General features: G+C 69.4%; 8 protein-coding genes. 6 read left to right on the forward strand and 2 right to left on the reverse strand.

Translation table 11 applies throughout. The annotated features are described in order from the left end of the window. The first annotated feature begins 30 nt into the window (after positions 1-30). The 6 genes from OD750_RS03335 to prpC all read left to right on the forward strand — a co-directional run bounded on the left by OD750_RS03335 (position 31) and on the right by prpC (position 6,425). Positions 31-1,017: a malate dehydrogenase gene (locus OD750_RS03335; protein ID WP_263542790.1), complete on the forward strand. Its 987-nt coding sequence runs from the start codon at positions 31-33 to the stop codon at positions 1,015-1,017. A gap of 225 nt (positions 1,018-1,242) precedes the next feature. Then, positions 1,243-3,141, forward strand: coding sequence for a propionate--CoA ligase (gene prpE / locus OD750_RS03340; RefSeq protein ID WP_263542791.1), 1,899 nt, complete (start codon positions 1,243-1,245; stop codon positions 3,139-3,141). Between the two features lie 60 nt (positions 3,142-3,201). Then, a complete protein-coding gene (gene prpB / locus OD750_RS03345; protein ID WP_263542792.1) occupies positions 3,202-4,089 on the forward strand; it encodes a methylisocitrate lyase in 888 nt (295 codons plus the stop codon). Between the two features lies 1 nt (position 4,090). Further along, positions 4,091-4,657 carry a hypothetical protein gene (locus OD750_RS03350; RefSeq protein ID WP_263542793.1) on the forward strand — a complete coding sequence of 189 codons (567 nt, stop codon included), beginning with the start codon at positions 4,091-4,093 and terminating at the stop codon, positions 4,655-4,657. Continuing rightward, complete coding sequence (locus tag OD750_RS03355; protein ID WP_263542794.1) at positions 4,654-5,220, forward strand: hypothetical protein; 567 nt, start codon at positions 4,654-4,656, stop codon at positions 5,218-5,220. The genes OD750_RS03350 and OD750_RS03355 overlap by 4 nt, the downstream gene beginning before the upstream one ends. A gap of 50 nt (positions 5,221-5,270) precedes the next feature. Then, positions 5,271-6,425, forward strand: coding sequence for a bifunctional 2-methylcitrate synthase/citrate synthase (gene prpC / locus OD750_RS03360; protein WP_263542795.1), 1,155 nt, complete (start codon positions 5,271-5,273; stop codon positions 6,423-6,425). A 146-nt stretch (positions 6,426-6,571) separates the two neighbouring features. Here the strand turns inward: prpC and OD750_RS03365 are convergent, their stop codons facing one another. Then, entirely contained in the window at positions 6,572-9,418 is a 2,847-nt protein-coding gene (locus OD750_RS03365; protein ID WP_263542796.1) for a WD40/YVTN/BNR-like repeat-containing protein, read from the reverse strand. Between the two features lie 162 nt (positions 9,419-9,580). Continuing rightward, positions 9,581-12,406, reverse strand: coding sequence for a WD40/YVTN/BNR-like repeat-containing protein (locus OD750_RS03370; protein WP_263542797.1), 2,826 nt, complete (start codon positions 12,404-12,406; stop codon positions 9,581-9,583). Positions 12,407-12,515 lie beyond the last annotated feature (109 nt).

The following is a 12,515-nucleotide window of genomic DNA, read 5'->3' on the forward strand; positions in this document are numbered from 1 at the left end:
CCGCGACGATGAGTCAGACCAGGAGTCACTATGAAAGCCCCCGTTCGAGTTGCCGTCACCGGTGCCGCCGGCCAGATCGGCTACGCCCTGTTGTTCCGCATCGCCGCCGGCGACATGCTCGGCAAGGATCAGCCGGTCATCCTGCACCTGCTCGAAATCACGCCGGCGCTGCCGGCGCTGCAGGGCGTGGTGATGGAACTCAACGACTGCGCGTTCCCGACGCTGCACGGCGTCGTCGCGACCGACGACGTCAACGTCGCGTTCAAGGACGTCGACTACGCGCTGCTCGTCGGCGCGCGTCCGCGCGGCCCGGGCATGGAGCGCAAGGACCTGCTCGAAGCGAACGGCGCGATCTTCGCTCCGCAGGGCAAAGCCATCAACGACCACGCCAAGCGCGACGTCAAGGTGCTCGTCGTCGGCAATCCGGCGAACACGAACGCGCTGATCGCGCAGCAGAACGCGCCGGATCTCGACCCGCGCTGCTTCACCGCGATGGTGCGCCTGGACCACAACCGCGCGATCAGCCAGCTCGCCGAGAAGACCGGCGCGCTCAACACCGATCTGGCCAAGATCACGATCTGGGGCAACCACAGCTCGACGCAGTATCCGGACATCCATCACTCGCTCGTCAAGGGCAAGCCGGCGCTCGGCGAAGTCGACCAGGCGTGGTACGAAGGCACGTTCATCCCGACCGTGCAGCAGCGCGGCGCGGCGATCATCAAGGCGCGCGGCGCGTCGTCGGCCGCGTCGGCCGCGTCGGCCGCGATCGACCACATGCGCGACTGGGCGCTCGGCACGGCCGAGGGCGACTGGGTGTCGATGGGCATTCCGTCGGACGGCAGCTACGGCATCGCGCCGGGCGTGATCTACGGCTATCCGTGCGTGTGCAAGAACGGCAAGTATGAAATCGTGCAGGGCCTCGAGATCAACGCGTTCTCGCGTGCGCGCATGGATGCGACCGACAAGGAGCTGCGCGAAGAGCGTGCGGGCGTGGAGCATCTGTTCGCGAAGCGGTGACGCGCTTGAACCCTCTCCCCCAAGCTTGCTTGGGGGAGAGGGCAGGGTGAGGGGGCGACGTTGTGTTCTTCCTCGACATCGACGAAGTACGAGGCACCGCCCCCTCACCCCGACCCTCTCCCCCAACGGCGTTGGGGGAGAGGGAGCACTGTCTAGACCAAAGTCGCTTCGCATTGCTGCACCGCACGCGGATAGCCTAGCTCCATTGAGCACGGAGCGACACGCATGCGCTACGAAGACGCCTATCGCCGTTCGATCGACGAACCGGAAGCGTTCTGGGCCGACGAGGCTCGCGCGATCCACTGGCATCGTCCGCCGCGAAAAATCCTCGAATACACGAATCCACCTTTTCGACGCTGGTTCGCCGGCGGCGAAACGAACCTGTGCCACAACGCCGTCGATCGCCACCTCGACGCGCGCGGCGACCAGCTCGCGCTCGCGGCCATCTCGACCGAAACCGGCGTGCGCGCGCACTACACCTACCGCGAACTGCATCGCGAGGTGAACGCGTTCGCCGCGGCGCTCGTCTCGCTCGGCGTCGACCGCGGCGACCGCGTCGTCGTGTACATGCCGAATATCGCCGAAGCGGTGTTCGCGATGCTCGCGTGCGCGCGCATCGGCGCGGTGCACTCGGTCGTGTTCGGCGGCTTCGCCGCGCACAACCTCGCGCTGCGCATAGACGATGCGAAACCGAAGCTCCTGATCGCCGCGGACGCCGGCATGCGCGCCGGCAAGGTCATTGCGTACAAGCCGCTCGTCGACGAGGCGCTCGCGCTCGCGGCATCGCCGCCGCCGCACGTGCTGATCGTCGATCGCGGCCTCGATCCGTCGATGACGCGTGTCGCCGGCCGCGACCTCGACTACGCGGCGCTCAAGAAACGGCACGCGAACGCCGACGTGCCGGTCGTCTGGCTCGAGTCGAACGAGCCGAGCTACCTGTTGTACACGTCCGGCACGACCGGCAAGCCCAAGGGCGTGCAGCGCGACGTCGGCGGCCACGCGGTTGCGCTGGCCACGTCGATGCGCACGGTGTTCGACGTGGGGCCGGGGCAGGTGATGTTCTCGACGTCCGACGTCGGCTGGGCCGTCGGCCACAGCTACAACGTGTACGGGCCGCTGATCGTCGGTGCGACGTCGCTGTTGTACGAAGGCCTGCCGATTCAACCCGACCCCGGCATCTGGTGGCAGCTGTGCGCCGAATACGGCGTGCGCACCATGTTCTCGTCGCCGACCGCGATCCGCGTGCTGAAGAAGCAGGACCCGGCATGGCTCGCACGTCACGCGCTGCCCGAGTTCCGCTGGCTGTTCCTCGCCGGCGAACCGCTCGACGAACCGACCGCGCGATGGATCAGCGAGGGCCTCGGCAAGCCCGTGATCGACAACTACTGGCAGACCGAAACCGGCTGGCCGGTGTTGTGCCTGCAGCCGGGACTGGATCTCAAACCCGTGAAATTCGGCTCGCCGGGCCTGCCGAACTTCGGCTACGACCTGCGGGTCATCGACGAGGTGAGCGGCGAGGAAGCCGCGCCCGGCGAGAAGGGCGTGCTCGTCGCGCGACCGCCGCTGCCGCCCGGATGCCTCACCACCGTGTGGGGCGACGATGCGCGTTTTCTACAAAGCTACTTCAGTCACTTCAAGGAACTCTGGTACAGCTCGCTCGACTGGGCCGTGAGCGATGCCGACGGCTACTACTTCATCCTCGGCCGCACCGACGACGTGATCAACGTCGCGGGGCACCGCCTCGGCACGCGCGAGATCGAAGAGGCCGTCGCGACGCATCCGTCGGTCGCCGAGGCGGCCGTGATCGGCGTGCACGACGAGATCAAGGGACAGGTGCCGGTCGTGTTTGCGACGCTCAAGGCCGGCACGCCCGAAGGCGCCGCGCGCGCCGACGCGGCGAACGCGCTGCGCGAGCGCGTCGCCGAACGCCTGGGCGCGGTCGCGAAGCCCGCCCGCGTCTACGTCGTCAACGCGCTGCCGAAAACGCGTTCGGGCAAGCTGTTGCGGCGCTCGATCCAGGCGCTGGCCGAGGCGCGCGATCCGGGCGATCTTTCGACGCTCGACGATCCCAACGCACTGGCGGAGATCCGGGCGGCGCTCGATCGCGGCTCCGACTTGTCCTGACAAGCGCAACGACCGCGGCGGCGTCCGGGTGCTAAAATCGCGTTTTTGCAGGAGCCCCCGATGACCCAGAAATCGAGTGCCGGCGCGCGCTTCCGCGCCGCGGTCGCCGCCGAGAAGCCGCTGCAGATCGTCGGTGCGATCAACGCCTACGCCGGCATCCTCGCCGTCGCGAGCGGCTTCAAGGCGTTGTACGTGTCCGGCGGCGGCGTCGCGGCGTCGAGCCGCGGCATTCCCGATCTCGGCATCACCACGGCCGAGGACGTCGCTATCGACGTCGAGCGTCTGGCGAGCGTCGTCGACGTGCCGATCCTCGTCGACATCGACACGGGCTGGGGCAGCGCGTTCAACATCGCGCGCACGATCCGCACGATGGAACGCGCCGGCGCCGGCGCCGTGCACATCGAAGACCAGGTCATGGCCAAGCGCTGCGGCCACCGTCCGGGCAAGGCGATCGTGCCGGCCGACGAAATGGCCGACCGCGTCAAGTCGGCCGTCGACGCGCGCACCGACGCCGATTTCGTGATCATGGCGCGCACCGACGCGATCGCGGTGGAAGGTCTCGACAAGGCGATCGAACGCGCGCGGCTGTGCGTCGCGGCCGGCGCCGACATGATCTTCGCCGAGGCGGTGACCGATCTTCCGATGTACCGCAAGTTCAAGGACGCGGTCGGCGTACCGATCCTCGCGAACATCACCGAGTTCGGCCAGACGCCGCTGTGGAGCACGCAGGAACTCGCCGAAGTGGGCGTCGACATGGTGCTGTATCCGCTGTCGGCGTTCCGCGCGATGGCGCGGGCGGCGCTCGGCGTGTACGGCGCGATTCGCCGCGACGGCCATCAGCGTTCGGTGATCGATACGATGCAGCCGCGCATGGAGCTTTACGACTATCTCGGCTACCACGCGTACGAGCGCAAGCTCGACGAGCTGTTCGCGAAATCCGGCGAGTGACATGTCGGACGCGGCGCACGAACCGGCTTCGCCGCCGCGCCGCGGGCGCGACGGCAACAACGCGGGCACGATCATCGCGGCGCTGATCGGCCTGCTCGCGCTCGTCGTGTCGGCGTATACCGCGTATCTGCAGCGCCAGCAGGTGCGCGCGCAGGTGTGGCCGTACATCGAAAGCGGCTGGTCGCAGTCGGGCCGCTACGTGCTGATCGCGAACAAGGGCGTCGGCCCCGCGCGCATCGAAACGCTGCAGGTGTTCGTCGACGGCAAGCCGCATCCGAGCTGGACCGAAGTGTTCAAGGCGCTCGACGTGACGTTCGACGTCGCGCCGCCGTGGTCGACGTCGCACGGCATCGTGCTGTCGCCCGGCAGCCACATCCAGCAGCTGAGCTTCAAGAGCGACGCCGACTTTCTCAAGTTCGACCCGTTGTACAAACGGATCGACATCGCCGCGTGCTACTGCTCGTCGCTCGGCGAATGCTGGCAGCTCGACGAGCGCGAAGACGACCCCGACAAGGTGCGCCGCGAAGTGGATCGCTGCGTGCGCAGCCCTGAGGATTTCACGCAATGAACGACGCCGACCCGCAGGCGCCTGCGCGCCGCGTCGACTGGAGCGCGGTCGCCGCTATTGTCGCAACGCTCGTGGGCCTGCTCGCGCTCGCCGTGTCGGCCTACACGGCCGACCTGCAGCGCAAGCAGGTGCGCGCGCAGGTGTGGCCGCGGCTGGTCCTCGCGTGGTCGGGCGTGCGGCACGAGTTCATCGTCATGAACAAGGGAGTCGGACCCGCGCTGGTCGGCAGCGTGCGCTTCACCGTCGACGGCGTCGCGCAGCGCGACTGGAAGGCGGTATCGAAGGCATTGATCGGCGAGCCGTTCGCCGCGGGCCAGTATTCGCAGTCGACGATCAGCGAATGGATCGTCGCGCCGGGCGAGCAGCTGACCGTGCTGCAGGTGTCCGACGACGCGCTGTGGCAGCGCTTTCGCAGCGAGATGCCGAGACTGCGCGGTCGCATCTGCTTCTGCTCGACGCTCAAGGAATGCTGGGTCGTCGATCAGACCGCGCAGACGCGCGAGGATTCGTATCGCGCGGTCGATCGCTGCGAGCGCAGCGAAGCCGAAGAATTCAACGAGTGAGCACCCCGCGCGGCGAGGCTGCTTTCGCCGCGATCAACCTGGAGTCAAAGATGAGCGAATCGGGCCAGCAAGTTCTCCCCAAGCCGAAGAAGTCGGTCGCGCTGTCCGGCGTCGCCGCCGGCAACACCGCCGTTTGCACGGTCGGCCGCAGCGGCAACGACCTGCACTACCGCGGCTACGACATCGCCGAGCTCGCGCAGAAGGCGACCTTCGAAGAGGTGGCGTACCTCCTGGTGCACGAACACCTGCCGACGCGCGACGAGCTCGCCGCGTACCGCACGAAGTTGAAGCGCCTGCGCGGCCTGCCGCAGCCGGTGAAGTCGGCGCTCGAACTGCTGCCGGCGTCGACGCACCCGATGGACGTCATGCGCACCGGCGCGTCGGTGCTCGGCACCGTGCTGCCGGAGAAGGAATCGCACCCGATCTCCGAGGCGCGCGATATCGCCGACCGGCTGATGGCGAGCTTCGGTTCGATGCTGCTGTACTGGTACCACTACAGCCACAACGGCCGCCGCATCGACGTCGAGACCGACGACGAGACGATCGCCGGGCACTTTCTGCACCTGTTGCACGGCAAGCTGCCGAGCGAATCGCATACGCGCGCGCTCGATGCGTCGCTGATCCTCTACGCCGAGCACGAGTTCAACGCGTCGACGTTCACCGCGCGCGTCATCGCCGGCACCAACAGCGATTTCTATTCGGCGATCACCGGCGCGATCGGCGCGCTGCGCGGCCCCAAGCACGGCGGCGCGAACGAAGTGGCGATGGACATCATCTCGCGCTACCGCAGCGCCGACGACGCCGACGCCGATATCCGCGCTCGCATGGAGCGCAAGGAAATCATCATCGGCTTCGGGCATCCGGTGTACACCATCGGCGATCCGCGCAATCCGATCATCAAGGACATCAGCCGCAAGCTGTGCACCGAGGGCGGCAACCGGACGCTGTTCGACGTGTCCGAGCGCATCGAGACGCTGATGTGGGATCTGAAGAAAATGTTCCCGAATCTCGATTGGTACTCGGCGTCGAGCTACCACATGATGGGCGTGCCGACGGCGATGTTCACGCCGCTGTTCGTGATTTCGCGCACGAGCGGCTGGAGCGCGCACATCATCGAGCAGCGCATCGACGGCAAGATCATCCGTCCGAGCGCGAACTACATCGGACCTGACGACCGCGCGTACGTCGAGATCGGCGAGCGCTGAGCGGCGCTCTCACTGCTCGTCATTCCGGCGGAGGCCGGAATCCAGCTTCTATGTCCGGTTTTCGCGGACGCCGAAAAGCTGGATCCCGGCCTTCGCCGGGATGACGAGCAAAGATGACGGTAACGTCGTCTTGCAGATTGCCGGATCTACTCGAACCCGTTCGCGAAGATCATTTCCGGCAACTGCGCCGGCCCGCCGATGAACAGCACGTTGTTCGCATCGTTGCGATAGTTGCCTTGCCGCGTCGCGTCGATCGACAACCGCCACGTGTCGGCGTCGAGGCGCACGGCGCCCGCGAACGTGTACCAGCCGAACGTGCCGTCGTCGCCGCGCCGGCGCGGACCGTAGTTGCGCCAGAACCAGCCGCCGCTCGCGAAGTTCGCGCCGTGGAAAGTCACGTCGACCACGGCGTTCGCGCAGGCCGGCAGTTCGATGCGCATGAGGCCCCACGGATCGTGGCTCGTCGCGGAGCCGGCGGGATCGGGCGGAAACAGGTCGGCTTGAATATTCGCGCTGTTGTTCAGCTGCGTGCAGCCGCTCGCGATCGCCGTCGTCACCGCGATGTTGGTGCCGCGCGCGACGAGGCCGCTCGGCGGCGCGACGACCGACGCGACGCCGCGCTGCGATTCGTCGGGCGTACCGTCGCCGTTGCCGTCGCCGACCTGCGCCTCGAGGGCGTTCGGCGCGCCGTCGGCGTCGCCGTCCGGCGTTTCGGTGTAGTCCCACACGCCCGAGCCGGTGCCGGCGAGGATGCGCGCCGGCGCGCCGGTCGCGCGCGGCGGCATCGCCAGCGCGGTCGCCGAATTCGCGGGCAGGCCGAGGCTGTACGAATTCCACGTCGCGCCGCCGTCGGTCGTGCGGTAGACGCCGCCGGGGTCGGTCGAGCCGCCGCCGGTCGCGGCGTAGACGGTGTTGCCGGTCGGATCGTTGCGGTCGACGAAGAGCGCGCGCACGTCCTGGCCGGCGATGCCGGTGGTTTGCGCGGTCCAGTTCGCGCCGCCGTCGGTCGTCTTGTACACGGCGCCGGCGAGCGGCAGGTCGGTCAGCTTGACCGTGGCCGCGTACAGCACTTGCGGATTGGCGTGACTGATCGCGAGCGCGAGCACGTCGTAGTGCGACGTGCCGGTGCCGCCGACGCGCGGCATGCCGTTGCTCGCGTGCGTCCACGTCGTGCCGCCGTCGAGCGATTTGAACACGCCGTTCGCGAGCGACGGCGTCGCGGCGCCCGGCACGCCGGTCGGGTAGCTCAGAAAAGTACCGATATACAGAATGTTCGCATTGCCCGGATCGGCGACGATCGCCGCGGCGCCGCCCATGTACGCGTAGGCGCCGGCGCCGAGATCCTGCGGCAGCGGCAGGCCGGTCTCCGACGCGGTCCACGCGCCGCCGGCGTTCGTGCTGCGGTACACGCGTGCCGAGCGGTAGGGCATGCCAGGCGCGGAAAGATCGGCGATGCCGCTGCCGACCGCGAGAATCTTCTGCAGCGGCCCGGATCCCGCCGCGCACGGCCCGCTCGGCGGCGGCGCGGCGCACGAACGCGGGTCGAGCCAGATGCCGCGCACCGTGCCCATGTCCGGCCGGCCGTTGACGACGGCGATGCCGCTGTCGATCGTCGTCCACGTCGCGCCGCGGTCGACGCTCTTGTACAGGCCGCCGTCCTTGTTCGCGACGGCCGGCAGGCGTTCGGACCGGCCGCCGGCGTAGACGACGAAGTTCTCGTTCGTGAACGGATCGGCGTCGACGGTCGTCGGGTCGATCGCGAGCGTGCGCACCTGCTCGGCGTTGAGGTTCGCATGGCTCGTCGACCACGTCGCCGCCGAGTCCAGGCTGCGAAACAGCGCGGGCGCCGTAGTGAAGCTGTCGCCCTGGCCCGCGAGCACGATGTTCGCGTCGAGCGGATGCGTCGCGAGCGCACGGATGTTGACCGACTGGAAACCGGCGTTCGCGCCCGACCAGGTCGTGCCGCCGTTCGTGCTCGCGAACAAGCCGCCGTACTGCGACGCGGCCCACAGGCTCGGCGTCGCGAGAAACGCCGGATGCAGCGCGAGCGAGACGACCGCGGCCGGATCGCCGGTGCCGTTGGCGCCGAGGCCGTTCGCGGCGTTCCACGTCGTCCACGCCGGAGCGGCGAGCGTCGCGTCGGCCGTCGCGACGAGACCCAGGCGCACGCAGCCGACGTACAGCGACAGCGGGTTCGTCGGATGCACCGTCAGGCTCATGACCTGGCCGCAGTTCGCCGGCAGGTTGACCGCGTTCCAGGTGCCGCCCGCGTTCGCGCTCGTCGCGACCGTGGCGGTATCGCTGGCGTACAGGCGCTGCGGCGTATTCGGCGAAATCGCGAGGGGACTGCCGCCGAACAACGGAACCGGCGCGGCCACCGGCGACCACGCACTGCCGGTCGCCGATTTGATCAGGCTCGCGCCGCCGTAGGTGTTGTTCGGATCCTCCTGCACGACGACGTACAGCGTGCCGTCCGAGGCGTAGGCGATGCTCGCGTAGGTCGCCGCGGCATCGAGGCCGCCGGCGGTCGCGGCCGTTGCGCCGCCGTCGGTCGACAGCAGCACCGCGTGGTCGGTCACGGTCGCGACGGTGTTCGTCGTGCCGCGCCGCAGCGCGATGCCGCGCACGAAACTGCCGGCCGGCGGCGTGAACGCGGTGGTCACCCACAGGTCGCCGCCGTTGCCCGAGCGGTAGACGCGCGACTGGCTCGCGACGTAGGTCACCGGCGCGGCGGTTGCGGCTGCGAGGTCGACCGGAAACAGCGAATCGGGCAAGCCGACTTCGATGCGCGACCACGAACCGCCGCCGCTCAACGAACGGAACACGCCGCCGCCGCCGATCGCCCAGAGCGTGGACGGGCCGGCTTCGTAGACGAGGATCTTCTGCACCGATCCGCCGTACGGACCGGCCGTCGACCAGCTGCCGACGGCGGCGATGGCGCCACCGGCCGCTGCGAGCGCGGTCAGGGCGACGAGGAAACGGGACTTCGACATGGCAACCCCCGGGGGTATCGATGAATGGCGGTTCGCCGCGATCGACGTCCGGTCGAGCGCGGCAGGCCACTACGGATACGCAAAACGGCGCCCGACGGCGACGTCGGGGCCGATGATGCCTGGAGGGAGCCGCGTTTGGCACTCGCCGCCGAACGCGTGGGGTCAGTCGAATCCGTTCGCGAAGAGGAAGTCGGGCAGGTCGGACGGGCCGCCGATGAACAGGATGTTGTTCGCGTCGCCGCGCCAGTTGCCCTGGCGCGTCGCGTCGAGCGTCAGGCGCCAGGTCTGCTGTCCCAGTCGCCGCGCCTGGGAATACGCGTACCAGTCGAGCATCGTCTCGTCGCCGGGTTTCATCGGGCCGTAGTTGCGCCACCGATGGTTGCCGCCGGCGAAGTTCGCGCCGTGGAACGTCACGTCGACGACCGCGTTCGCACATCCCGGCAGTTCGATGCGCACGAGTCCCCATAGCTGCTGTTCCGTCGCGGCGACGGGATCGACCGGCAGGCGCTGCGCCGCGACGTGCTCGACGTTGTCGAGCTGCGCGCAGCCGCTGACGATCGACGCCGTCAGGATGAAGTTCTGCTTGCTGCCGACGATCGGCGCCAGGAGCGATGCGACGTTGCGCTGCGACGCGTCCGGCACGCCGTCGAAGTTGCCGTCGCCGATCGATGCTTCGATGACGTCGTCGACGCCGTCGTCGTCGCCGTCGGGTGCCGACACCAGCAGCGATACGCCGGCCGGCGTGCCGGCGAGCACGCGTGCGGGCTCGCCGGACGCGCGCGGCGGCAGCGCGAGCGCCATCGCGGCCGTCACCGGCAAGCCGAGGCTGTGCGAGTTCCACGTCGCGCCGCCGTCGGTCGTGCGGTAGACGCCGCCGGGATTGACGGTGCTGCCGTCGACCGCGACGTAGACGGTGTTGCCCGTCGCGTCGTTCGGATCGACGAGCAGCGCGCGCGGGCTGCGGCCGGCGATGCCCGCGCTCCGCGACGTCCACGTCGCGCCGCCGTCGGTCGAGCGGTAGACCGCGGCCGACGCCGGTGCGTACGGCGGTGCCGTGGCCGCGTACAGCATCTGCGGATCGGCGGGGCTGACCGCGAGCGCGAGCACGTCGACGTGCGACGTGTCCGGCCCGCCGATCCGCGGCAGACCGTTGCTGCTGTGCGTCCAGTTCAGGCCGCCGTCGGTCGATTTGAACACGCCGTTGGCGATCGTCGAGACGGGACCGGACGCGGGAAATCCCGCGAGAAACGTGGCGGCGTACAACGTGGAGGCGTTGGTCGGATCGGCCGCGAGCGCGACGACGCCGCCCATCGCGAACGTGCCGCTCGTGCCCGGGCGTGCGATCGGCAGCGGCAGGCCGTTGTCCGACGGGCTCCAGTTCGCGCCGGCGTCGGTACTGCGCCAGATGCGCGCGGATCGATACGGCAGTCCGGGACTGGTGCGGTCGGACACGCCGCTGCCGGCCGCGAGGATCGTGCGCAGCGGTCCGCCGCCGGCCGGACACGGGCCCGAAGGCGGCGGCGCCGCGCACGAACGCGGATCGAGCCACAGCGCGCGCACGAGGCCCATGTCGGGCCGGCCGTTGACGAGCGCGATGCCCGCGTCGATCGTCGTCCACGTCGCGCCGCGGTCGGTGCTCTTGTAGATGCCGCCGTCCTTGCGCGTTTCGTCGAGCGGGGTCCGGTACGACTCGCCGGCCGCGTAGACGGTGAACGGCTCGTCGGTGTTTGGATCGGCGTCGACGGTCGTCGGGTCGATCGCGATCGCGCGTATCTGCTCCGCGTTGAGTTTCGCGTTCGATACGTTCCAGCTCGCGCCGCCGTCGGCGCTGCGGAACAGGCCGTGCGACGTCGTCGTCGCGTCGGACTGGCCGGCGAGCACGACGCGCGCGTCGTACGGATGCGTCGCCAATGCGCGGATGCTCGTCGATTCGAAGCCGTCGTTCGCCGGCGCCCACGTCGCGCCGCCGTCCGTCGTCCGGAACACGCCGCCGTCGAGCGAACCGGCCAGCAGCGTGGGGCCCGGGCCCGGCGGCAGCGCGGCCAGCGTGCCGATCTGCTGGGCGTCGCCGGTGCCGTTGGCGACGAGACCGTTGCCGGCGCCGAACGGCGTCCAGATCGCCGAGGCCGAGTAGGGCGCGTACGCGACACCGCCGTCGTCGCATCCCGCGTAGAGCCCGAACGGATCGCCCGGGGCGACGGCCAGCGCGTTGACGCCGCAGTCAGCCGGCGGTCCGACGAGGAACCACGAGTCGCCGGCGTCGGCGCTGCCGAAAACCGTCTGGCCGTCGCCGACGTACAGGAGAGACGACGATTCGGGCGCCGTCATGATCTGCGAGACCCACGAGAGCGATGCCGGCAGCGTCAGCGGCGTCCACGACGCGCCGCCCGTCGTCGAGCGGATCAGCCGCGCGCCGGCGTGCGTCGCGTTCGGATCGTAGTCGACCTGCAGGTACAGCGTGCCGTCGTTCGCGTAGGCGACGCGGCCGTACGATGCCGCGGGATCGAGACCGGCCGCCGGCGCGAACGTGACGCCGCCGTCGTTCGACAGCGACAGGCCGGCGCTCGTCAGCACGGCGAGACTGTCGCTCGCATACGGACGCATGGCGACGTCGAACACCGCCTGGACGTCGCCGGCGCCCGCGAAACGCGAGGCACGCGTCCAGGTACGGCCGTCGTCGCTCGAGCGGTACACGGCATAGTCGCTGGCGAGATACAGCACGTGCGCCATGGCGGCGGCTTCGACGTCGACCACGTACAGCGACGGCGGCAAGCCGTCGACGCGCGACCACGCCGTGTCGGCCGCAGACCGGCGAAACACGCCGCCGTTGCCGTACGCGAGGATCGGCGCATCCGGCGCGGACCGGCCGGCGACGATCTTGAAAACGCTGCCGCCGTGGGGACCGTGGGTGACCCAGGTGCCGGCGGATGCGAAAGGGCAGGCCGCGAGCAGTGCGACGGCGAGCAGGGAGCGCTGGAGAAACGGCATGAATACCTCGGCGGGTGCGGTGCGACTCCTCAACCGGGAAATCGCGCCGAATCGGATCAACCGGCGAGGATGGACATCCGGCGTGCGACCGCCTTGCGCGGTCGCACGC

Source organism: Tahibacter soli, from assembly GCF_025717065.2.
Taxonomy (GTDB): Bacteria; Pseudomonadota; Gammaproteobacteria; order Xanthomonadales; family Rhodanobacteraceae; genus Tahibacter; species Tahibacter soli.